Here is a 21394-nt window from a genome sequence, read left to right as displayed (position 1 = left end):
CAGACGTGTGAACGCAGACACGCCCCGGTCATCGAACGCGCTCACGCTAGCCTCGCATGAACGCAGGCCGGTTCACTCACTCCAACGTATCTGCTTTCCGCAGTCCTCAAGTCATCACTGGAAACGAGCCAACACGGAGCCAACATGACTCAGCCAGCCGTATCGCACCATCTGTCGCACGACGTATCGCCGGAGTTTGCCGCCGCCGTCCGCGCTGGCCTCAGCAAGCAGCCTCAGAAGGAATTGCCGTCGAAGTATCTGTACGATGAAGTGGGATCGGCGCTCTTCGAAGTGATCACAGCGCTGCCCGAATACGGCGTCACGCGCGCCGAAGAACGCCTGCTCGCGCAGCACGCGACGGATATCGTCGCGCAGTTGCCGCACGATGCGATCGTCGCGGAACTGGGCAGCGGCAGCGGCCGCAAGACGCGCCGCATCCTCGAAGCGCTGTGTAAAAAGCGTCCCACTTCTTACTGCCCGATTGAAATTTCGCGCACCGCTTTGCAATTATGTCGCCGCGAACTCGGCGATATCGAACGCATTTCGATCGTCGGCTATGAGCGCGACTATCTCGCGGGGCTCGCCGAAGTGAGCAAGCGCCGCGCCAAGGACGAGCCGTTGCTCGTGCTGTTTCTCGGCAGCACGATCGGCAATTTCGGCCGGCTTGCCGCCACGCGTTTTCTGCGCGACATCCGCAACATGCTCGCGCCCGGCGATGCGCTGCTGCTCGGCACCGACCTCGAAAAGCCGGTGCCCGTGCTGATCTCTGCGTATGACGATCCCATCGGCGTGACAGCCGCGTTCAATCTGAATCTGCTTGCGCGGATCAACCGCGAACTGGACGGCGACTTTCCACTCGACGCGTTCGAGCACGTCGCGCGCTTCAACCCGGACGTGCGCAGCGTCGAAATGCATCTGCGCGCGAAACGGCATGTGAGCGCGCAGGTGCGCGCGGCAAAGCTGTCGGTCGAGCTAAAAGAAGGCGAGACGATCTGGACGGAAAGCAGCCACAAGTACCGCGAGGAAGAACTGCATGCGATCGCCGACGACGCGGGCTTCGTGTGCAGCCATCAATGGATCGAGCGCGACTGGGGGTTTGCGGAGAGCCTGCTGGTGGCGCGCTGATTCGTCAGCACGGGAAAAGCGCGCGGTGTCGCGCGCTTTTTTCTGCTTCGTTCATTCAAGAGATTCGTGTGCTTCTTCCGCTTCAGTGCTGCTCGAAGCGTTCGAAACGCTTGTCGCTGACGCGCTCTTCGCCTGTCACTTCCGTGACGCGCGCCGCCGGCGGCCCGTGACGCAGCCACGACAGCATCCGGTCGACCTGATTCGCCGGCCCTTGCAGCATCGCTTCGACGGAACCGTCCTCCAGGTTCGCCACCCATCCCCGGATACCCAGCGCATGCGCCTGGCGCACGGTCGCGTGACGAAAACCGACGCCCTGCACCATGCCGCGCACGCGCACGTAATACGTTTCGATCCGCGAATCGAGATCCGTGCCGGACATGCTCTCACCTCCTTATGCGTTTCCATGCGTTCACGCGGGCATTCTAGTCGCGCCTCGCGGGCTTTGCTTGCTGACGGGCACGCGAGCACGGCGCGCGCCATCGACAGTCGTTCAAGCGCAACACGTACAATCCGACCTCTGCGATACGCCATTCGCGCAGCCATTCGCGCAACAACCGAGAAACGGCAAAAGGGAACCAGCAGGCAATGACCGATCAGACTCGCGATCTCGTACTCGTCACCGGCGCATCCGGTTTCGTCGGCTCGGCAGTCGCGCGCATCGCGCAGCAAAAGGGCTTCGCGGTGCGCGTGCTCGTGCGTCCGACGAGTCCGCGCCGCAACGTCGAATCGCTCGAAGCGGAGATCGCCGTGGGCGACATGCGCGACGAAGCGTCGATGCGCGCGGCGCTGCGCGGCGCGCGCTATCTGCTGCACGTCGCGGCGGATTATCGGCTGTGGGCGCCCGACCCGAACGAAATCGAACGCTCGAATCTGGAAGGCACGGAAGCGACGATGCGTGCCGCGCTGAAAGAAGGCGTCGAGCGCATCGTGTACACGAGCAGCGTCGCGACGCTGAAGGTGACGAGCTCGGGCCAGTCGGTCGACGAAACATCGCCGATGACGCCGCAGCAGGCCATCGGCGTGTACAAGCGCAGCAAGGTGCTCGCGGAGCGCGCGGTGGAAAGGATGATCGCGAACGACGGGCTGCCCGCCGTCATCGTCAATCCATCGACGCCCATCGGTCCGCGCGACGTGAAGCCGACGCCGACGGGCCGCATCATCGTCGAGGCGGCGCTCGGCAAGATTCCCGCTTTCGTCGATACGGGGCTGAATCTCGTGCATGTCGATGACGTCGCGATGGGCCATTTCCTTGCGCTCGAACGCGGCAAGATCGGCGAGCGCTATATCCTCGGCGGCGAGAATCTGCCGCTGCAACAGATGCTCGCCGATATCGCCGGCATCGTCGGGCGCAAGCCGCCGACCATCGCGTTGCCGCGCTGGCCGCTGTATCCGCTCGCGATGGGCGCGGAAGCCGTCGCGAAGTTCACGAAGCGCGAGCCGTTCGTGACCGTCGACGGATTGAAGATGTCGAAGAACAAGATGTACTTCACGTCCGCAAAAGCGGAGCGCGAACTCGGCTATCGCGCGCGGGCGTATCGCGAAGGACTGCGCGATGCGCTCGACTGGTTCCGCGACGCGGGTTATCTGAAGACGTGACTCGGACGCGGCGATCCGCGCGTACGCTTTGTTACAACTCGGTGCCGACACGAAGTTTAACGTCGGCGCACAGAAGGTAAAATCGCGGGTCTTACCAGAGAACTACGCATGAACCTTCACGAACAGATTGGCGCGCTCGAAACGGGCGTCGATCAGCTGATTCAGGCTTTCACGACGTCCCGGCAACAGGTCGAGGCCGCCTCTTCCGCTGTCGAAGCAGCGGCGGCCGCTGTCGAAGCGCCCATCGAAACGGCGGGAACTGCGGCTGAAGCACGAGTCGAGCCGCAGGAAACCGATGCGGCGGCGGCCGAAGAAAAGCCGACGCTGCACATCGAACGCCCGAGCCAGAACGAAATCACGATGACGATCGGCGGCAAGTCGGTCACGCTGCATCCATCGCAGGTCGGTCAGCTGGTCGAGGAACTGGCGAACGCGCGCGCGTCGATGGAGCCCGAAGTCCCGCCGAATCTGCCTGCCGGCTGGCGTTTCGTCTCGACGAAGAACCCGATGATGGCCGTGCAGAAGCAATCGAACGGCGACCGTCTGCTGGTGCTGCGTCACACGGGTCACGGCTGGGTGCCGTTCCAGTTCTCGCCGGACATGGTCATCCAGATGTACATGATGCTCACGCAGAAGTGATGCGCGCGGCGGCTCGCCGATCCGTCGAGCCGCGCGCTTCGTGTTCGTCGCGCCAGTTCAGTGCGAATGCGGCAGCAGTGAATTGAGCAGGCTGGACGCGCGCTGCGAAACGGTGGGTTTGTCGGCGGCATCGTCCGCGGGACTCGCGTAGACAACGGGCCCGATACACAGCGAAGTCCAGCGCGCATCACAGCCGCCGTCGCGCGACGGCAGCGGCTGGTCCGCGCCCGACGCAGCGGCCGCCTCGGCGTCCAGCACTTCCGCGAACGTTTTCACGCGGCCGTTGACCCTCTCCGCATACGCCTGCGACCCGCCATAGCTCTTCAACGCGGCATTCATGTCGCCGCCCGCCGATTTCATGTAGCCGTACAGAATCGCCGAGCCGACTTCGATGTTGGTCTCCGGATCGGTCAGATCCTTCACGTCTTTCAGCATCCGCTTGTGCGCGCCGGGCACGACCTGCATCAGCCCCGTCGCGCCGTTGCCGCCCCTGGCCTTTTCCTTGAAGCGCGATTCGATCGAGATGATCGCCAGAATCAGCGCGGGCGGCAGCGCGTACTTCTCAGATGCGGCGCGCACCGCGTTCGAGATCTGTTCGGCCTTCTCCTTTGCGACGCCGAATTTCTGACGCAGATATGCGGACATATGGTCGTGGCTGGTCTGATCGTCCGCCAGCGCGGCCTGCATCAGGCCCAGCGACAGTACGATCAGACAGACGAGCCGTCTCATTGATTCGACCCGGCGGGCGCCTGCACGCGCGCCTTCCACTGGCCGCCCTTACCGCGCCAGTAGCGCACGGCGGAGCCGAACGTCGCGCTGACGTAGAACAGCGCGACGAGCGGCAGGAACGGCGCCCATAGCGGGGAGCGGTTGTAGTAGCGCAGCATCGGCGCATACGCGCAGCACATCGCCGCCCACGCGAGCCACGCGGGCCAGCCCTTCGGGCCGAGCACGATGGCGACGACGGGCGGCACGAGATAAATGATGGTCATGCCGAGCAGCGTGCCCGCGAGCAGCCACGCCGAATAGCGCAGCTGCGTGAACGCCGTGCGCGCGATCATGTTCCAGATCTCGCGCCAGCTGTCGTAAGGACGCAGCGACACGCTGCGCGCCGCGACGTCCAGACGGATCGGGTGACGTCCTTCGCCGCGATGCTTGATGCGCGCAGCGAGACTGCAATCGTCGATCAGTTCCGCGCGAATCGATTCGATGCCGCCCGCTTCTTCCAGCGCCGTGCGGCGCACCAGCATGCAGCCGCCCGCGGCTCCGGCCGTGCGGTTGCGCGGATTGTTGACCCACGAGAACGGGTAGAGCTTCGCGAAGAAGAACACGAAGGCGGGAATCAGCGCCTTTTCCCAGAACGAATCGCAGCGCAGGCGGACCATCAGCGAGACGAGATCGCGCTTTTCCGCGTCGGCGCGCAATACGAGCTGCGTGAGCGCGTCGTCGGGATGGCCGATGTCGGCGTCGGTGAGCAGCAGGTACTCGGGCACGTAGCCGAGCGCGCGCACGGCCTCGATGCCCTGCGACTGCGCCCATACCTTCCCCGACCAGCCCGTCGGCAGCGGCTTCGCGCCGATCACCGTCAGCCGGTTCGGACACTTGAGCGCGAGCGCGGCGGCACGGGCGGCGTCGGCGGTGCCGTCGGTGCTGTGGTCGTCGACGACGATCACGTGAAATTCGCCCGGATAGTCCTGCGCGAGCAGCGACGTGACGGCCCGCGCGATCACGTCCGCCTCGTTGCGCGCCGGCACCACGGCGGCGACGCCGGGCCACGTATCGCGCGTGCCGGCCGCGAGCGGAGCCGCGGGATGCGCGCGCCAGAAGCCGCCGCGCGCGAACAGCAGCACACACCAGATCAGGAGCGACAGACACGCCAACAGAAACAGAACCGCCGCAATCATGCATTGCCCTCTTTGGAAGCCGCGCTGCGATGCGCGGTTGCGCGCGCGAGCGGCCACACCGCCGCGACGCCGCGCCAATCGTGGAAAACGACCGCTGCCCGACCATCGAATATGTGATAGACGGCCCTTTCGATACGTTCAAGAATGCGTCGTCCGTCCAAGACGTCGCAGAAAATTCAACGCCTGCGCGCAAACGTTGCGCGGCCTGCGCACGCGCGGCGAGGCCCGCTAGTTTAAGGGTTCCCGTCACACGGCGCAGCGAGTCATTTTTGCCGCGCGAAACACCACAGTCCATTGCGTCATAAAAGCAAACAGACAGCGATAGCGTTAGAATGCGCGTTTGGTCTCGAGTATCGACTTTCGTCGGATTTAAGACAATTAACTATACAGACGCGGCGAACAGGTCCTTTTTACCGATCTGGCCGGAAACCCGCGTCAGTCGGAGTTCGCCAGCCTATGCGAGTCATCCTTGCCCAACCCCGCGGCTTTTGTGCGGGAGTCGTGAGGGCGATCGAAATTGTCGATCGCGCTTTGCAGCAACATGGCGCACCTGTTTATGTGCGTCACGAGATCGTCCACAACAGGCACGTGGTCGATAACCTTCGCCGCAAAGGCGCGCGTTTCGTCGAAGAGCTCGATGAAGTGCCGCAGGGCGCAGTTGCGATTTTCAGTGCCCACGGAGTTGCTCAAAGCGTCGAACGCGACGCGCAGGCGCGCGGTCTGGATGTGCTGGACGCGACCTGTCCGCTCGTGACCAAGGTGCATGTGCAAGGACGGCAGTACGTCGCTGCGGGCCGCACGCTAATTCTGATCGGCCACGCGGGCCATCCCGAAGTGGAAGGCACGATCGGGCAGATTCCGGGGCCCGTGCTGCTCGTGCAAAGCGAAGCCGACGTCGCAAAGCTGGAACTGTCCATCGACACACCGCTTGCTTACGTCACGCAGACGACGCTTTCGGTGGACGACACGCGCGGCATCATCGATGCGCTGAAGCGCCGTTTCCCGGATATCGTCGGCCCCGATACGCGCGATATCTGCTACGCGACGCAAAACCGCCAGGCCGCTGTGCGCGAGCTCAGCTCGCAGGTGGACGTGCTGCTGGTGGTGGGCGCGACGAACAGCTCGAATTCGAATCGCCTGCGTGAAATCGGCAGCGAATCAGGCGTGCCGAGCTACCTGGTCGCCGACGGCTCCGAACTCAAGCCGGAATGGTTCGCAGGCGTCGGAACGGTCGGCCTGACGGCGGGCGCATCGGCGCCTGAAGAAATGGTCGAGAACGTCATTGATGCGCTTCGCGCACTGGGCCCCGTCGACGTTACGACGATGGCGGGACGTGAAGAAAAAGTTGAATTCAAGTTGCCGTCGAAACTGACGCAACCACTCGCTGCACGCGAAGTTTAAGGAGGACGATTTGTCTATTCCGATGCTACAAAAGGTCCGGGTTGGCGCATACATCATGCGTCAGCACCTGAAGGGCAACAAGCGCTATCCGCTCGCGCTGATGCTCGAGCCGCTGTTCCGCTGCAACCTCGCTTGCAACGGCTGCGGCAAGATCGATTACCCCGATCCCATCCTCAACCAGCGTCTATCGCTGGCCGAATGCCTCGAAGCCGTCGACGAATGCGGCGCGCCCGTCGTCTCGATTGCGGGCGGCGAGCCGCTCCTGCACAAGGAGATGCCGGAGATCGTCAAGGGCATCATGGCGCGCAAGAAGTTCGTGTACCTGTGCACGAACGCGCTGCTGATGGAAAAGAAGATGGACGACTACGAGCCGAATCCGTACTTCGTCTGGTCGGTGCACCTGGATGGCGACCGCGAAATGCACGACCACTCGGTCTCGCAGGACGGCACGTATGACAAGGCCGTCGCGGCCATCAAGGAAGCCAAGCGCCGCGGCTTCCGCGTGAACATCAACTGCACGCTGTTCAACGACGCCGTGCCGGAACGCGTCGCCGCGTTCTTCGACACGGTCGGCCCGATGGGTGTCGACGGCATCACGGTGTCGCCGGGCTATGCGTATGAGCGCGCGCCCGACCAGCAGCACTTCCTGAACCGCGAAAAGACCAAGCAGCTGTTCCGCGAAATCTTCAAGCGCGGCGACAACGGCAAGAAGTGGTCGTTCAGCCAGTCGAGCCTGTTCCTCGACTTCCTCGCCGGCAACCAGACGTACGAATGCACGCCGTGGGGCAACCCGGCGCGCACCGTGTTCGGCTGGCAGAAGCCGTGCTATCTGGTCGGCGAAGGTTACGTGAAGACCTTCAAGGAGCTGATGGAAACCACCGACTGGGACAAGTACGGCACGGGCAACTACGAGAAGTGCGCGGACTGCATGGTCCACTGCGGCTTCGAAGCGACGGCCGTCATGGACACTGTCTCGCATCCGCTGAAGGCGTTCAAGGTCAGCCTGACGGGCGCGCGGACGACGGGCGAATTCGCGAAGGATATCCCGCTCGACAGGCAGCGTCCCGCCGAATACGTGTTCTCGCGTCACGTCGAGATCAAGCTCGACGAAATCAAGCGCACGGGCACGGGCAAGAAGGTGCAGACCTCGGCAGCCGCGTTGAACTGAAGCTGATCGACGCCGCATGAAAAAAGAGCGCAACGGTTCGAACCGTTGCGCTCTTTCTGTTTATGCCTCGATGCGAGTGCTAGCTGCATGCGCCTCGTTATGTGGCGCGCGAAGCTATGCCGATCAAGGCAGTTGTCAGCCGGCGCTGCGCGCGTTGTGCTGCGTGAGGAACTTGATCAGACCGTCGATGCCGCCCTTCGACAACTGCTCCTGGAACTGCGTCTGATACACCTGGATCAGCCACGCGCCCATCATGTTGATGTCGTAAATCTTCCAGCCGTTCGCCGTTTTTTCCAGGCGATAGTCGATCGCATCGTCGCCTCCGTTGCTCAGCACGTGGGACTGAACGACGGTGTCTTTCGCATCCGCCGACGCGTTCGCAGGCTGGAAGCGGAACTTCACATCCTGATCGCGCAGTTGCGACAGCGATGCGGCATAAGTACCGACGAGCAGTTTCGTGAATTGCTCATACAGTTGTTTTTGCTGTTCGGGCGTCGCGGTGCTCCATGCTTTACCGACTGCGATGCGCGTCGTGCGCTGGAAGTTCGTCGCGGGGACGAAATGCGACTCGACCACTTGCGTGATCTTCTTCATGTCGCCGCCGCGCGCTTGCGGGTCGGCCTTCATCGCACTGACCGTGCCTTCGACCGCGCTCTTCACGATCGCATCAGGCGCGCTTTGTGCGAAAGCCGCGGTGGAAACCACGGCGGCTGCCAGAAAAGCAGAGATATAACGTTTCATACGCTCATCGGGACAGTTGAGAATGACCCGCGCGGAACAGGCCGCTTCCGTCGCGGGGGTACGGGCCAGTATACCGGCTTTGAAGGGCCGCACCGCGTTCGGTTACGCGACCTTGCGCCGGCCGCGTCGGTATACTTGTGCCCTCAGCCAATAACACCAATCTGACTAGGTCCCGCTCGCGTACATGCTGAAGTCCTCAATCGTTCGCCTCGTTGTCTGGTCGGTGCGCCGTCCGCTGCAGGTCATCGGGCTGTCGCTCGTACTCGCCGTGCTGAGCGCCATCTATGTCGTTCATCACTTCAAGATCAATACCGACACCAGCCGTCTCGTCGAGAACGATGCGCAATGGTCCGCGCTGGAAAAGCAGATCGACAAGGCCTTCCCCGATCGCGGACAAACGCTGCTCGTCGTCGTCGAGGCCGGCGCGCCCGAATACGCGAATGCCGCCGCCAACACGCTCGCCACGGAACTGCAAAAGGAAACGAAGGAGTTCGTCTCGGTATCGCAACCGGGCAGCGGGCCGTTCTTCGAAAAGAACGGCTTGCTGTTTCCTTCCGTCAGCGAAGTGCAATCGACAACCGGACAACTGGTCAAGGCGCGTCCCCTCATCAACTCGCTCGCGCACGATCCGAGTCTGACGGGTCTCGCGGGCACGCTGACCACGAGTCTGCTGTTGCCGCTGCAGATCGGCCAGGTGAAGCTCGCCGACATGAGCAACCTGCTGTCGCGCAGCGCGACCGTGATCGACCACGTGCTCGCCAACGAGCCCGCCGTGTTCTCGTGGCGCGCGCTCGTCGACAAGGACGCGGCAAAGGTGCCCGCGCGCGCGTTCATCGTGGTGCAACCCGTCGTCAACTACGCGGCGCTGCAAGCGGGCGCGCACGCGTCGGAAGAGATTCGCAAGACGGCTGCATCGCTCGATCTCGATGCGCAGTACGGCGCACGCATCCGCCTGACGGGCGAACAGCCGCTCGCCGATGAAGAGTTCGCATCGGTGCAGGACGGCGCGGAGATCAACGGCATCGCGACGTTCTTCGTCGTGCTTGGCATTCTGTGGCTCGCGCTGCGCTCGGGGCGCCTGATCTTCGCCGTGTTCGTGACGCTGTTCGTGGGCCTCGTGATAACGGCCGCGCTCGGCTTGATGATGGTCGACGCGCTGAACATGATTTCCGTCGCTTTCATGGTGCTGTTCGTCGGGCTCGGCGTCGACTTCGGCGTGCAGTTCGGCGTGAAGTATCGCGAGGAGCGCAATCGCGACGACCGGCTCGCGGCCGCGCTCATTCACACCGCTTACAGCATCGGCGTGCCGTTGACGCTCGCCGCCGTCGCCGTTGCCGAGAGCTTCTTTTCGTTCCTGCCGACGGCCTATCGCGGTGTGTCGGAGCTGGGCAAGATCGCGGGCGTCGGCATGTTCGTCGCGTACGTGACCAACATGACGCTGCTGCCCGCGCTCATCAAGGTGCTCAATCCGCCGGGCGAGCCCGAGTCGCCGGGCTTCAAGTTCCTCGCGCCCGTCGACGACTTTCTCGACCGCAACCGCACGCCCGTATTGATCGCGACGGCCGTGGCGATCATCGGTGCATCGCCGCTGCTGCTGCATCTGCGCTTCGACTTCAATCCGCTGCATCTGAAGGACCCGAACACGGAGTCGATGGCGACGCTGATCTCGCTCAACGACGCGCCCGAAGCCGCCGTCAACAACGTGCGCGCGCTCGCGCCTTCGCTGGCGGCCGCCGACGCAATCGCCGCGCGGCTCTCGAAGCTGCCGCAAGTCGGCCGCACGACGACGCTCTCCACGTACATTCCGCCCGACCAGCCGCAAAAGCTCGCGCTGATTGCGGCCGCCGCCCAGCAGTTGTTGCCCGCGCTCACGCAAAAGCCCGCGCCGCCCACCACGGATGCCGTGCGCGTCGCCGCGTTGAAGCGCTGCGCGAACCAGCTCGCGCTCGCCTCCGAGGATCACCCCGGCCCCGGCGCGGCCGAAGCGAAGCATCTGTCGGATACGCTGACCAAGCTCGCGAACGCCGATGTCTCGACGCGCGACCGCGCCGAGCGCGCGATGTCGGTCCCGTTGAAGATCTCGCTGAACCAGCTGACGACCTTGCTGCAGCCGTCCGAAATCACACGCGAGAACGTGCCGAAGGACATCGCGGACAGCTGGGTATCGAAGACGGGCCAGGCGCTCGTCGAGATTTCGCCGAAGGTGCCGCCCGGCACCGATCCCGGCGACGACGTGATGCTGCGCAACTTCGCGAAGGCCGTGAAGACGGCGGAGCCGGGCGCAATCGGCGGGCCGATCTCGATCCTGCATTCGGCGAACGTGATCATCGCGGCGTTCCTGCAGGCAGCCGCGTGGGCCATCCTGTCGATCACAGTGCTGCTATGGCTCACGCTGCGCCGGTTCGGCGACGTGCTGCGCACGCTCGTGCCGCTGCTGGTGTCGGCTATCGTCACGCTGGAGTTGTGCGTCGCGTTCGACATGCCGCTGAACTTCGCGAATATCATCGCGTTGCCGCTGATGCTCGGCGTTGGCGTGGCGTTCAAGATCTACTTCGTGATGGCATGGCGCCGGGGACAGACGGGCCTGCTGCAATCGAGTCTCACGCACGCCGTGCTGTTCAGCGCGGCGACCACGGCCACGGCATTCGGCAGCCTGTGGCTGTCGCACCATCCGGGTACATCGAGCATGGGACGACTGCTGGCGCTGTCCCTTGTCTGCACGCTGACGGGCGCTGTGGTATTTCAGCCGGTATTGATGGGCAAACCGCGCGCTCGCCGCGCATCGAAGAAACAACAAGGATAGCCGCATGAAGATGCGAACAGCCGCGCTGGCATTGGCCGCCGCGAGTCTTGCGACGGGGTGTGCAACGGGACCGGACCGGAAGCCCGGAGACCCGCTCGAACCGATGAACCGCGCGATTTTCACGTTCAACGATGCACTCGATCGCACCGTCGCCGTGCCGATCGCAAAGGGCTATCAGAAGGTCACGCCGCAGCCGCTGCGCCAGGCGATCAGCAACTTCTTCTCGAACCTCGGCGATCTGGACAACTTCGCCAACAGCCTTTTGCAATTGCACATCAAGGACGCAACGGAAAGCCTGATGCGCTTTGCGATGAACTCGACCTTCGGCATCGGCGGGCTGATCGATTTCGCGACGCCCGCCGGTCTGCCGAAGCACAAGCAGGACTTCGGCCTGACGCTCGGACGCTGGGGCGTGCCGTCGGGTCCGTATCTGGTGCTGCCGCTCTTCGGGCCGAGTTCGTTCCGCGACGGCCTCGGCTATTTCGTCGATTTCCGCGCGAATCCGATGACGTATCTCGACGCGGAGTACAAGTACCCGCTGTACTTCCTGCAGTTCGTCAGCGTGCGTTCGGATCTGCTCGGCGCGACGACGCTGCTGGAACAGGCCGCGCTCGACAAGTACTCGTTCGTCCGCGACGCGTATACGCAGCAGCGCCGCTCGCTGCTGCGCAGCGCGGGTGCGCCCGCCTCGAATCTGCCGAACTATAGCGAGCCGGAGGATTCGGGTGCGGAAGCGCCTTCGGGGGCATCGGGCGTGGCGCCGTCGACGGTTCCGGGCGCGGCGCCCACCGGCTTGCCGAACTACGAAAATCCGGGCGAAGCCGCGCCGCCGGAAGGCGCGTCGGGCGCAGGCGGAGCAAAGCGGAAGCCGCCCGCCAATGACGACGGCCTGCCGAACTACGAAGATCCTGGCGACACGTCCGCGCCGCCGCCCGCCTCGACGACGGCGCCCACCGGCGGCACGCCCGCGCCTTCGATGTCGAATCCGTCGGGCGAAGCGCCGGGACAAGGCGCGGCACCGGCAGCAAAGCAGCCGAACGCGTCGCCCTCGCCCTCGCCCTCGCCCTCGTCCTCGCCCGACAAGTCGCCTTCGCAATAAGCCACTTTTTTGCGCCTGTAGATGTGAAAAAATCCCCGGCTGGTTGCGTGACCAGCCGGGGATTTTTCGTGCAGCCGGCTCAGCTAGCCGGAGGATCATGACGATGAACTGCCGCGCCGCGCGTCAGTGCGCGGCGTCTGCTTCCTGATCGACGTCTTCGAACGCTGCGACCTCTTCCGAGGACGCGAGCATCGCCGGTTGCTGCTGCATCGCGCGAAGCTTTTCGCTGTAGCGCTCGAACGCCTCGTCGGCATAGCGGATCTTCGTGTGGCCGTGCGGCGCCGGATTGCCGTTTTCGTCGAGGTTCACGAACACCATCTTTTCGACGGTCAGAATGCTCTTGCGCGTGATCTTGTTGCGCACTTCGCAGCGCAGCGTGATCGACGTCGTGCCGAAATGGGTCGCCTTCATGCCGAGCTCGATGATGTCGCCCTGTCGAGCCGAGCTGACGAAGTTGATCTCGGACATGAACTTGGTCACGACGCGCTGGTTGTCGAGCTGGCAGATCGCATAAATGGCGGCTTCTTCGTCGATCCAGCGCAGCAGGCTGCCGCCGAACAGCGTGCCGTTGGGATTCAGGTCTTCGGGCTTGACCCATTTGCGTGTGTGGAAATTCATTCGATCCCTCTTCGGAATAGCGCGGCCGCACTCATCGGTGCGACCTAGGGTTAACACCTAGCACTATGTCGAATATGAGGGTTTTCCCTAGATTCTCAAGACCAACGCACTGTTTCGTTTTTGCGCCGCACGGTTTACGGGTTGGGGGGCTGGCGGGCTCGCAGACTGGCGGGCTGGCGGGCTGGCGGGCTGGCGGGCTCGCGGACTGGCCGACTCGCGACCGGATGCGTCAGGGAAAGACGAGCGCGCCCGCGCGTTCCAAGGCGTGCCGCGCCGCGACGAGCGTGCTGCGGGCAGCGCGGGCGTCGGCGGCAACCTGCAGCAGTCCGCCGATTTGCGACGGCTGGCGCGCCAGTTCGCGCAGGATCGGGCCGATGGCCGTCGTGCCGTCGTCGCGCAAACCCGCCGTCGCGGCGGACGGCAGCGTGCGCCACGCCGGATCGACAACGGCGCGGCAGACGGCGAACGGCAAGCCGTTGGCCTCGGCGATCGCGCCCGCGAGATGGGATTCCATGTCGACGGCGAGCGCGCCCGTCGACGCATGCAGCGCCGCCTTGTCCGCCGCGCCGACGAGCGGCGCGCCGACGCCCGCGATCGGTCCACGCCACAGCTTTGTATTCAGCGGCGTCGCGCCGAGCGCGGTGACGATGCGCGCGGACCAGTGCAAATCGGTATGCACCTGTCCGAGCGGACTATGCACGCTGCTCGCGACGATCAGCGCCCCGGGCGCCAGATCGGGCGCCAGCCCGCCCGCCGTGCCGAAGCTGACGATGCCCGCGCAGCCGCGCGCGACAGCTTCGTTGAGCGCGCGTTCGAGCAGATCCGCGCGCGCCGCGAACACGGCATCGACACCCTTGCCGCGCGCGATGCGCGCCTCGAACGCCATCCCCGTGACGGCGATGACGGGCAAGCTCGCGTTCATGCGATCGGGCCGAGCCGCCATCACATGCCGACGGCGACGCGCTTCTCGCCCGCGCGCGTCATGTTGCGGTAGCGCGCGAGCGCCCACAGCGGGAAGAATTTGCGATAGCCGTGGTAGCGCAGATAGAACACGCGCGGGAAGCCCGTCGCGGAGAAGCGCTCTTCGTCCCACAGGCCGTGGTCGCGCTGCTCGCTCTTCAGGTATTCGACGCCGCGCGCGACAGCGGGATGATCGACGTAACCGGCCGCCATCATCCCGAGCAGCGCCCACGCCGTCTGCGACGGAATGCTTGGCGCCTTTTCGTAGCCTCGATAGTCGAGCTTGTAGCTGGTGCCGTCTTCGCCCCAGCCGCCGTCCGGGTTCTGGATCGACACGAGCCATTGCGCGGCGCGTTTGATGCGCGCGTCTTCGAGCGAGATGCCCGCCGCGTTGAGCGCGCACAGCGCCGTCCACGTGCCGTAGATGTAGTTCATGCCCCAGCGGCCGTACCAGCTGCCGTCGTCTTCCTGCTCCTTCAGCAGATAGTCGTACGCGCGGCGCGCCGGCTCGCTCGTCGCGGGCATTTCGCCGAGTTGCGCGAGCATCGACAGGCAGCGGCCCGACACGTCCGCTGTCGGTGGATCGAGCAATGCGCCGTGATCGGAGAACGGAATGTTGTTCAGGTAGTACTGCGTGTTCTCCGGCTCGAACGCGCCCCAGCCGCCGTCGCTGCTCTGCATGCCGACCACCCACTCGCGGGCGCGCGCAATCGCGTTGCTGTCGACATCCGATTTCGTCAGCAACGCCGCGCGATGCATCGCCATTGCGACCACAGCCGTATCGTCGACGTCCGGGTAATGGGCGTTGTTGTACTGGAACGCCCAGCCGCCGGGCCGCGTATCCGGACGACGCGAGATCCAGTCACCGCGCACGTCGAGAATCTGCAGCGGACGCAGCCATTCGAGGCCGCGCAGCACGGCCTCCTCGGCGCGCTCATCGCCCGTTTCGAGCAGCGCATGCGCCGCGAGCGACGTGTCCCACACAGGCGACAGGCACGGCTGGCAATACGCTTCGTCTTCGTGGACGATAAGCAGCTTGTCGATCGACTTGCGGGCGATCGCGCGATTCGGGTGATCGGCGGGATAGCCAAGCACGTCGTACATCATCACCGAGTTCGCCATCGCCGGGAAAATCGCGCCGAGGCCGTCTTCGCCGTTCAGGCGCTCATCGACGAACGCGACGGCCGCCTTGATCGCGCGCTCGCGCGACGCCTTCGGGAACAGCCCGTCCGTCACGCGCAGCACGCTGTCGACGGTGCGGAAAAAGCCGAACCAGCCCTTGCTCTGGTGGCCCGCGCGCGGCAGCAGGCCCGTCGTGACGGGCGCGCCGCGGAACAGTTCGTCGATGCGCACGCCGCGCGGATTGCGCGCGACGGGGCGTTTCGCGTTCAGCACGAGCAGCGGCACGATCACCGTGCGCGCCCAGTACGACACCTTCGACAGATGGAACGGGAACCACTTGGGCAGCAGCATGATTTCGACGGGCATCATCGGCACCGCGTACCACGTCACCACGCCGAAGAGCGCCAGCAGAACTCGCGTGAACACGTTCGACGCCTCGGCGCCGCCGTTCGCGAGAATGGCCTCGCGCGCGCGAACCATGTGCTCGGCATCTTCCGGATCACCGATCATCTTCAGCGCGAAATAGGCCTTCACGCTCGCGCTGACGTCGAGCGCGCCATCGGTGAAGAGCGGCCAGCCGCCGTCTGGCAACTGGATGCGGCGCAAATAGCGCGCGATTTTCTGTTCAAGCTCGATGTCGGGCGTCTCGCCGAGGTAATGGACGAGCAGCACGTATTCGGCGGGAATCGTCGCGTCGGCTTCGAGTTCGTAGACCCAGTGACCGTCGTCCTTTTGCGCGGCGAGGATCGCGTCCGTGGCGCGCGTGACGGCGGCGTCGAGCGCGTCGACGGGCGCTGCGCCCGTCGCCAGCGCGGCGGCGACGGGGGCGTGATCGTCGATCAGCGTTTGAGGCAGTGCATCGCCCAGCGTCTGGGTCATGGATAGGTCGTTCATCGGCGTTCCATCAGTTCATTCAACAGCGTATCCGCGGCCTTACGGCCCGAGCGGATCGCTCCTTCGATGCCCGCTGGCAGGCCGGTTGACGTCCAGTCGCCTGCAAGCATCAGATTGTTCCAGCGAGTGCGCGTAGCGGGACGGCGCATCTCGTCTTCAGGCCGCGCGGCGATCGTCGCGCGCGGCTCGACCGTCAACTGCCACTTCAGCGGCAGATCGTCCGACAGCCCTGTCGCTCGCGCGACGTCCTTCCACAGCATGCGCGCAAGCTCGTCGCGCGGCGTATCGACGAGACTTGTGGCGTCATACGCCGTCACCGACAGACGCCCGTCGGACGCAATCAGCCAGTCCGCGGTTGCGTTGACGAGGCCCGTCAGCGGCGGATGGCCGAGCGGCGGCTCGACGGCGTAATGCGCGGTCACGACGGCGGAAAACCGGTCCGGCGCCGGCACGCCCGGCAGCAGCGCTTGCGCGACGTCCGGCGTGACGGCCAGCACGACAGCCTCGTTCGCGCCTATTTCGATGCGCTCGTCGCCGAAGCGCAGCGCGCTCACGCGGCTTTCCGACGCGTGCGCAAGCTCCAGCGCGTCGAGCCGCGTGCCGAGCCGGATCGCCGCGCCGCCGTGCTGCAAAAGGCGCAGCGCCGGTTCGACGAAGGCCGAGCCCAGCCCGTTGCGCGCGATCAGCGGCCGGCTCGCCGCCCCACCTGCCGCGAGCGTGTCGCGCAACGCGGCGCCCGCGAGTTCGGCTGTCGCGTGGCGCGGCTCGATGTTCGTCATCGCGAGCAGCAGCGGCCGCAGCATGCGGTCCCACAGCACGCCGTTGCTGCGTATCGTCTGCGCGACGGTCCGGCCGGGCTTCGCGAACAGCAGCGGCACGATGGACAGATAGTCCGACCACACGGTCTCCGGCACGCGCGCGCCGGCCTCGAAAATCCACGCAGGGAAACGTCCGGGCGACATCCGGACGGTCCAGCGCCGGTTCGTCGCGAGATCGACGAACGGGTATTCGGGCTCGATCGGCCCGACGAGTTCGTCGGCGGAACCGATTGCGCGCAAGTAGTTCAGCGTCGCCTGCTGGCCCGACAGCATCAGGTGATTGCCGCTGTCGACGGTTCCCGCGAGCACGCGGTCGTAGTACGAACGGCAGCGGCCGCCCGCCTGTTCGGCCGCTTCGTACAGGATCACCTGCGCGCCGCGACGCTGCAACTGCACGCCAGCCGCCAGACCGGCCAGCCCCGCGCCGATCACGTGGACCAGCTTGCGCATCAAAAGAAAGCGTAACGCGCGACGATGGCCAGCATCCGCAGCTTCGGCTTGCTGACCTTCGTGCGCGGAATGTCGAAGCCGCGATCCAGCGTGCGATCGAGCAGCACGCGATAGACGCCCGACATGATGCGCGGCGCGCGAACCTGTGCGCGCGGCTGCGCATCCATGATCGCGTCGGCGGCGGCGAAATGCTGCTTCGCGCGCTCGGCGAGTGTCGCGCAGACGCGCGGCAGCGACGGATCGTCGGCGACCGTGAGCGGATTCGACGTCGCGATGCCTTCCCGCGCCAGCAGTTCGTACGGCAGATAGCAGCGGTTGATCGCGGCGTCTTCGTCGATATCGCGCAGGATGTTCGTCAGTTGCAGCGCGCGTCCGAGATGATGCGCCAGCTCGATGCCGGGCTGCTCTTCCATCCCGAAAATTCTCACCGACAGCCGGCCCGCCGCGCTCGCGACGCGATCGCAGTACAGGTCGAGCGTCGCTTCGTCGGGCGCGCAGATGTCGGCGGCGGCGTCCATCGCCATGCCGTCGATCATCGCGTGGAAGTCTTCGCGCTGCAGGTGAAACGTGTGGATGTGCCGGGTCAGCTCGCGCAGCGACGCGCGCGGCGAGCCCGCGTAGCACGCGTCGATGTCCGCCCGCCAGCGCTCGAGACCCGCGGCGCGTTCGGCGCGCGGCAGGTCGCTGTCGGCGATGTCGTCGACGGCGCGGCAGAAAGCGTAGACCTGGTACATCGCGTCGCGCTGCCCCGGCGGCAGGATGCGCATCGCGAGATAAAACGAGCTGCCCGAACTTGCGGCGGCTGCGTCAGTTTGTGTGTCGTCCACGACGAGGTTGGAAACGGCCAAGACGATCTCCGCTGAGACACCCACGACGGGGCGATCAAGAAGTCATGCCTACCCGCAGGGCAAGCCGCCCGCGCGCGCGGACACGCGCGAAACTCCGGCCGCAAAGGCCAGAAAACGCCGAAAAGTATACCAACCTTTGACAGGCGCCGCAGAAACAGCGAGCAATCGCGCGAGTGCGGCAAGTCCGCGGACTGCAAGGTTATTCGTGATGGATGTCGGTCGGATAATGCGGGCGGCATTTGACACAATGGCAATAAAAATCTTCTGTCGCCATCTGTATATGACTTGGATTCACGGGTTATTCGCGAGTTATCTCAAATTAAGACTTGTCTGAGATATCGCGGCGCAGATTGCGACTACCATTTGTCGTCGCTATGAGCGCCGAAGGACATGCCCCAAGCCAGGCCGCTATCCGTCTGCAAATGGCGGACATCAAATAATCGATATTTCCCTGAAGTCGATTTTCATGTCGATTGTATCCGCCATTAATTGGCTAATTATTTTCGCGTTCGAAGCCAATTAATTTGAATAACCCGGCAATTCCGCCTTATTGAAGGAATATCATGAAATCCCATATGTTTTTTGCCGTGCCTCTTCTCGCCGCTTTTGCGTTTTCGGCACCCGTCTTCGCTGCGCAAAACGACGAAGCCGTGATCCGCCAGATGGAGGAAACGTGGCTGCAGGCAAGCATGCATCGCGATAGCGACACGCTCAAAGCGCTGCTCGACGACTCATATCGCGAAATCACGCCGGCAGGCGCGGCGCGTACCAAAACCGACGTGCTGAGTGCGCCGCCCTTGCCCGCGGGCTCGACGCAGACCCTGCAGAACGTGGAGGTTCATGTGGACGGCGATCGGGCCATCGCAGTCGGCGAGGATCACTTCATGGCGCCGAACGGTCAGTCGGCCGTGTTCGCATTCAAGGACGACTTTGCGCGTCGCGACGGCCAGTGGCGCATCGTCGGCTCGTGGATGAGCCGCAAGTGAATCAGCGCTGCGGGCGTCGAACACGCGCGTTTTGGGCCGGCGGGACGTCCGGCCCCTTCGCCGCGAAAACCGCTCAGATGAACGCCACCGAGCGGTTCCGTCCCTGCCGCTTCGCGCTATAGAGCGCGGCGTCCGCCTCGTTGATGAGCGCCTCGTAGGCCGGCACGCCCGCCCGCGCCGCCGCGCCGCCGACGCTCGCCGTCACCGGCACGTCCACGCCTTGCACATCGACGGCCGATTCGCCGATCGTGTTCCGGATCTTCTCCGCGACCTGCATCGCATCTTCGAGCGGCGTGCACGGCAGCAGCAACGCGAACTCCTCGCCGCCGAAACGCCCGAACGTATCCTGCGCACGCACGACGTGCGACACGCGACGCGCCATCTCGCGCAGCACGGTGTCGCCGACCATATGGCCGAACTGGTCGTTGATCTTCTTGAAGTGATCGAGATCGAATAGCAGGATCGACAGATTGCCGCCGTAGCGCTGCCAGCGCGTGTATTCGTCGCGCAGGCGCGCTTCGAAGAAACGGCGGTTCGCGATACCCGTCAGACCGTCGCGGTCCGCGTATTCCTGCAGCTTCGCGACAGCCTCTTCGCGCTCGCGCTGCACGATGCTCACGTGCGTCACGTCGCACACCGTCACGCAGACGGCTTCTACCTCGCGCTCGCGCATGATCGGCATGAACGTGCAGTCCTGCTGCATGTAATCGACGCCGCCCGTGATCGGCCGGTCATGATCGAACCTGAACAGATACGGGCGCTGCTCCCACGAACTGAACGCAAAGCTGCCGAGCTGGAAAACGCTCTCGACCTTGCGCGTGAGCCACACGCGCGGCAATTCCGGAAAGCTCGCGAAAATCGACTTGCCGACGACCTGCTGCGCCGGCAGTCCGCTGTGATCGTGCATGAAGCGGTTCCACATCAGCACGTTCATCTGACGGTCGAGCACGAAAATGCCGAAGCCGACCCGTTCGACGACCAGATCGCTCAGCGTTGGAAGCGGGGCATTCATAGACTGGAAAGCAATGCGTCCAGCGCGGTGCTCAGATGACGGATCGAATCCTCCGCCATCAGCATCACGAGGTGGGCGCGAAAACTCTGATCCTCCAGCGCGAAGTTCACCTCGACCAGCAGCGCGCCTTCCCAGGCGAGCATTTTGGGCTGGAAGACGTCGTCGAGCGACATCGCCGAACCGAGCAGGCCCGGCGGCGAAAACACCGGCGTGCGCCCGAGCTGGTCGAGGATGCACGACACGCACGCGCCCGTCAGGATGTTCGCGACGTCGAATATGAGTTCTTCCTGCGACGTCGCCTCGTACGCGGACTTCGCATAAGGGTCGCTCACGAGCGCGCACAACTGCTCGATGCTGCCCGTGCGGCAGATCACGAGCGCCTCGCCCTTGATGTCGGACCGGAAGCCCTGCCGGACGGCGCTGACCGGCTCGTTGATGCCCGTCATGTCGCGCAGCGCCTGCGCCGCCTCGCGCACGGCGACCACGCGCACGCGCGGCACGGAAAGTTCGATGAACGCATCGAGCAGGAGCGCGAGGCGCGTCGCGGCCTGGCCCATCGCCAGATTGGCGATCTCCTGCAGCGCGTCGCGCTGGTCTTCGTTTAGGACTGGCTCAGACATACAACCCGTACTCCTTGAGGATGGGAAGCAGCGCCTCCGGGGTCACGGGCTTGGCGATGAAGGCTATCGCACCAAGCGCGCGCACGCGTTCCCTTGCCATCGGCTGGACATCGGCGGACACGACGATCACAAACGTATTGAGGTCCTCGTGCTGCAGAGCCTCAAGAACCTGATAGCCCGTCATGTCGGGCATCGTCAGATCGAGAAACATCACCGATGCGCGGCCCTTGCGATAATGCTCAAGCGCTTCGCGGCCGTTCGACGCATAGGTAATGTCGACTTTCCAATCCTCCGGCAATGCCTTGGTGAGCACCTTGCGGGCAAGCAGCGAATCATCGGCGATCACAATGGGCAAAGACATGGCAGTGGATGGGAAACGGAGTGGGCTCGTACGTGTTAACGGCGGCGTGAATTCAATCTTTAGTGGCCGCTCGCGCAGTTGCGCAACGGAACCGCACGGACGAGGAGCAAGCGGCAAGAAGAAGCGCTCGGCACGAGCGATGCTCGACACCGATGGCGGCCCGACGGACGCGCCGTGCGGCGCGTGCTGCACGGGCGGCGCGCGGCCGATGCAGTGTGCACGCAATGGA

General features: G+C 64.6%; 20 protein-coding genes. 8 read left to right on the top strand and 12 right to left on the bottom strand.

Translation table 11 applies throughout. The annotated features are described in order from the left end of the window. Positions 1-144 precede the first annotated feature (144 nt). Complete coding sequence (gene egtD / locus VSR68_RS12800; RefSeq protein ID WP_342940198.1) at positions 145-1125, top strand: L-histidine N(alpha)-methyltransferase; 981 nt, start codon at positions 145-147, stop codon at positions 1123-1125. A gap of 82 nt (positions 1126-1207) precedes the next feature. Here the strand turns inward: egtD and VSR68_RS12795 are convergent, their stop codons facing one another. Then, the gene (locus VSR68_RS12795) at positions 1208-1504 is read right to left on the bottom strand and encodes an acylphosphatase (protein ID WP_342940197.1); all 297 of its coding nucleotides are present in this window, start codon (positions 1502-1504) and stop codon (positions 1208-1210) included. Between the two features lie 206 nt (positions 1505-1710). Here VSR68_RS12795 and hpnA point away from each other — a divergent pair, with 206 nt between their 5' ends. Together hpnA and VSR68_RS12785 are read left to right on the top strand one after the other, a co-directional pair. Next, positions 1711-2721, top strand: a complete 1011-nt coding sequence (gene hpnA, locus VSR68_RS12790) for a hopanoid-associated sugar epimerase (protein ID WP_342940196.1) — start codon at positions 1711-1713, stop codon at positions 2719-2721. 108 nt (positions 2722-2829) lie between these two features. Further along, the gene (locus VSR68_RS12785; RefSeq protein ID WP_342940195.1) at positions 2830-3360 is read left to right on the top strand and encodes a hypothetical protein; all 531 of its coding nucleotides are present in this window, start codon (positions 2830-2832) and stop codon (positions 3358-3360) included. A gap of 57 nt (positions 3361-3417) precedes the next feature. Here VSR68_RS12785 and VSR68_RS12780 read toward each other — a convergent pair whose 3' ends face one another. Both VSR68_RS12780 and VSR68_RS12775 read right to left on the bottom strand, forming a co-directional pair. Next, positions 3418-4089: a lytic transglycosylase domain-containing protein gene (locus VSR68_RS12780; protein WP_342940194.1), complete on the bottom strand. Its 672-nt coding sequence runs from the start codon at positions 4087-4089 to the stop codon at positions 3418-3420. Then, the gene (locus VSR68_RS12775) at positions 4086-5264 is read right to left on the bottom strand and encodes a glycosyltransferase (protein ID WP_342940193.1); all 1179 of its coding nucleotides are present in this window, start codon (positions 5262-5264) and stop codon (positions 4086-4088) included. The genes VSR68_RS12780 and VSR68_RS12775 overlap by 4 nt, the downstream gene beginning before the upstream one ends. Before the next feature lie 456 nt (positions 5265-5720). On the opposite strand from VSR68_RS12775, the gene ispH reads away from it, so the two are divergent. Together ispH and hpnH are read left to right on the top strand one after the other, a co-directional pair. Continuing rightward, positions 5721-6665: a 4-hydroxy-3-methylbut-2-enyl diphosphate reductase gene (gene ispH / locus VSR68_RS12770; protein ID WP_342940192.1), complete on the top strand. Its 945-nt coding sequence runs from the start codon at positions 5721-5723 to the stop codon at positions 6663-6665. Positions 6666-6675: 10 nt separating this feature from the next. Further along, on the top strand, positions 6676-7833 hold the full coding sequence (hpnH, locus tag VSR68_RS12765; RefSeq protein WP_342940191.1) for an adenosyl-hopene transferase HpnH: 1158 nt from the start codon (positions 6676-6678) through the stop codon (positions 7831-7833). Between the two features lie 135 nt (positions 7834-7968). Here hpnH and VSR68_RS12760 read toward each other — a convergent pair whose 3' ends face one another. Next, positions 7969-8574 carry an ABC transporter substrate-binding protein gene (locus VSR68_RS12760; RefSeq protein ID WP_342940190.1) on the bottom strand — a complete coding sequence of 202 codons (606 nt, stop codon included), beginning with the start codon at positions 8572-8574 and terminating at the stop codon, positions 7969-7971. Positions 8575-8758: 184 nt separating this feature from the next. On the opposite strand from VSR68_RS12760, the gene VSR68_RS12755 reads away from it, so the two are divergent. Together VSR68_RS12755 and VSR68_RS12750 are read left to right on the top strand one after the other, a co-directional pair. Further along, positions 8759-11377, top strand: a complete 2619-nt coding sequence (locus VSR68_RS12755; protein WP_342940189.1) for an MMPL family transporter — start codon at positions 8759-8761, stop codon at positions 11375-11377. Between the two features lie 4 nt (positions 11378-11381). Beyond that, positions 11382-12476 (top strand): MlaA family lipoprotein, encoded by a 1095-nt coding sequence (locus tag VSR68_RS12750; RefSeq protein WP_342940188.1) that lies wholly within the window; start codon positions 11382-11384, stop codon positions 12474-12476. A gap of 123 nt (positions 12477-12599) precedes the next feature. On the opposite strand, the gene VSR68_RS12745 is transcribed toward VSR68_RS12750, so the two are convergent. From VSR68_RS12745 to hpnD, 5 genes are all read right to left on the bottom strand, one after another. After that, a complete protein-coding gene (locus tag VSR68_RS12745) occupies positions 12600-13094 on the bottom strand; it encodes an acyl-CoA thioesterase (RefSeq protein ID WP_342940187.1) in 495 nt (164 codons plus the stop codon). A gap of 229 nt (positions 13095-13323) precedes the next feature. After that, on the bottom strand, positions 13324-14037 hold the full coding sequence (locus VSR68_RS12740; protein WP_342940186.1) for a phosphorylase: 714 nt from the start codon (positions 14035-14037) through the stop codon (positions 13324-13326). Then, positions 14037-16070, bottom strand: a complete 2034-nt coding sequence (gene shc / locus VSR68_RS12735) for a squalene--hopene cyclase (RefSeq protein ID WP_342940185.1) — start codon at positions 16068-16070, stop codon at positions 14037-14039. The genes VSR68_RS12740 and shc overlap by 1 nt, the downstream gene beginning before the upstream one ends. Further along, the gene (gene hpnE / locus VSR68_RS12730; protein ID WP_342940184.1) at positions 16067-17338 is read right to left on the bottom strand and encodes a hydroxysqualene dehydroxylase HpnE; all 1272 of its coding nucleotides are present in this window, start codon (positions 17336-17338) and stop codon (positions 16067-16069) included. The genes shc and hpnE overlap by 4 nt, the downstream gene beginning before the upstream one ends. Beyond that, on the bottom strand, positions 17338-18186 hold the full coding sequence (gene hpnD, locus VSR68_RS12725; RefSeq protein ID WP_342940183.1) for a presqualene diphosphate synthase HpnD: 849 nt from the start codon (positions 18184-18186) through the stop codon (positions 17338-17340). The genes hpnE and hpnD overlap by 1 nt, the downstream gene beginning before the upstream one ends. A gap of 563 nt (positions 18187-18749) precedes the next feature. On the opposite strand from hpnD, the gene VSR68_RS12720 reads away from it, so the two are divergent. After that, the gene (locus VSR68_RS12720; protein ID WP_342940182.1) at positions 18750-19172 is read left to right on the top strand and encodes a nuclear transport factor 2 family protein; all 423 of its coding nucleotides are present in this window, start codon (positions 18750-18752) and stop codon (positions 19170-19172) included. Between the two features lie 73 nt (positions 19173-19245). On the opposite strand, the gene VSR68_RS12715 is transcribed toward VSR68_RS12720, so the two are convergent. From VSR68_RS12715 to VSR68_RS12705, 3 genes are read right to left on the bottom strand one after another with little or no spacing between them, the layout of a single operon-like run. Then, positions 19246-20184 carry a diguanylate cyclase gene (locus tag VSR68_RS12715; RefSeq protein WP_342940181.1) on the bottom strand — a complete coding sequence of 313 codons (939 nt, stop codon included), beginning with the start codon at positions 20182-20184 and terminating at the stop codon, positions 19246-19248. Beyond that, positions 20181-20804 carry a chemotaxis protein CheC gene (locus VSR68_RS12710; RefSeq protein ID WP_342940180.1) on the bottom strand — a complete coding sequence of 208 codons (624 nt, stop codon included), beginning with the start codon at positions 20802-20804 and terminating at the stop codon, positions 20181-20183. Before VSR68_RS12710 ends, VSR68_RS12715 begins: the two co-directional genes overlap by 4 nt. Then, positions 20797-21165, bottom strand: a complete 369-nt coding sequence (locus VSR68_RS12705) for a response regulator (RefSeq protein WP_090863753.1) — start codon at positions 21163-21165, stop codon at positions 20797-20799. The genes VSR68_RS12710 and VSR68_RS12705 overlap by 8 nt, the downstream gene beginning before the upstream one ends. Positions 21166-21394: the final 229 nt, after the last annotated feature.

The organism is Paraburkholderia phymatum (genome assembly GCF_038900715.1).
Taxonomy (GTDB): Bacteria; Pseudomonadota; Gammaproteobacteria; order Burkholderiales; family Burkholderiaceae; genus Paraburkholderia; species Paraburkholderia phymatum_A.
Note: the sequence above shows the minus strand (reverse complement) of the source record. Positions and strands in the feature narration are given on the sequence as shown.

Coding starts and splice junctions, on each gene's coding strand:
- egtD (WP_342940198.1), top strand. CDS start 145: ATGACTCAGCCAGCCGTATCGCACCATCTGTCGCACGACGTATCGCCG.
- VSR68_RS12795 (WP_342940197.1), bottom strand. CDS start 1,504: ATGTCCGGCACGGATCTCGATTCGCGGATCGAAACGTATTACGTGCGC.
- hpnA (WP_342940196.1), top strand. CDS start 1,711: ATGACCGATCAGACTCGCGATCTCGTACTCGTCACCGGCGCATCCGGT.
- VSR68_RS12785 (WP_342940195.1), top strand. CDS start 2,830: ATGAACCTTCACGAACAGATTGGCGCGCTCGAAACGGGCGTCGATCAG.
- VSR68_RS12780 (WP_342940194.1), bottom strand. CDS start 4,089: ATGAGACGGCTCGTCTGTCTGATCGTACTGTCGCTGGGCCTGATGCAG.
- VSR68_RS12775 (WP_342940193.1), bottom strand. CDS start 5,264: ATGATTGCGGCGGTTCTGTTTCTGTTGGCGTGTCTGTCGCTCCTGATC.
- ispH (WP_342940192.1), top strand. CDS start 5,721: ATGCGAGTCATCCTTGCCCAACCCCGCGGCTTTTGTGCGGGAGTCGTG.
- VSR68_RS12760 (WP_342940190.1), bottom strand. CDS start 8,574: ATGAAACGTTATATCTCTGCTTTTCTGGCAGCCGCCGTGGTTTCCACC.
- VSR68_RS12755 (WP_342940189.1), top strand. CDS start 8,759: ATGCTGAAGTCCTCAATCGTTCGCCTCGTTGTCTGGTCGGTGCGCCGT.
- VSR68_RS12750 (WP_342940188.1), top strand. CDS start 11,382: ATGAAGATGCGAACAGCCGCGCTGGCATTGGCCGCCGCGAGTCTTGCG.
- VSR68_RS12745 (WP_342940187.1), bottom strand. CDS start 13,094: ATGAATTTCCACACACGCAAATGGGTCAAGCCCGAAGACCTGAATCCC.
- VSR68_RS12740 (WP_342940186.1), bottom strand. CDS start 14,037: ATGGCGGCTCGGCCCGATCGCATGAACGCGAGCTTGCCCGTCATCGCC.
- shc (WP_342940185.1), bottom strand. CDS start 16,070: ATGAACGACCTATCCATGACCCAGACGCTGGGCGATGCACTGCCTCAA.
- hpnE (WP_342940184.1), bottom strand. CDS start 17,338: ATGCGCAAGCTGGTCCACGTGATCGGCGCGGGGCTGGCCGGTCTGGCG.
- VSR68_RS12720 (WP_342940182.1), top strand. CDS start 18,750: ATGAAATCCCATATGTTTTTTGCCGTGCCTCTTCTCGCCGCTTTTGCG.
- VSR68_RS12715 (WP_342940181.1), bottom strand. CDS start 20,184: ATGAATGCCCCGCTTCCAACGCTGAGCGATCTGGTCGTCGAACGGGTC.
- VSR68_RS12710 (WP_342940180.1), bottom strand. CDS start 20,804: ATGTCTGAGCCAGTCCTAAACGAAGACCAGCGCGACGCGCTGCAGGAG.
- VSR68_RS12705 (WP_090863753.1), bottom strand. CDS start 21,165: ATGTCTTTGCCCATTGTGATCGCCGATGATTCGCTGCTTGCCCGCAAG.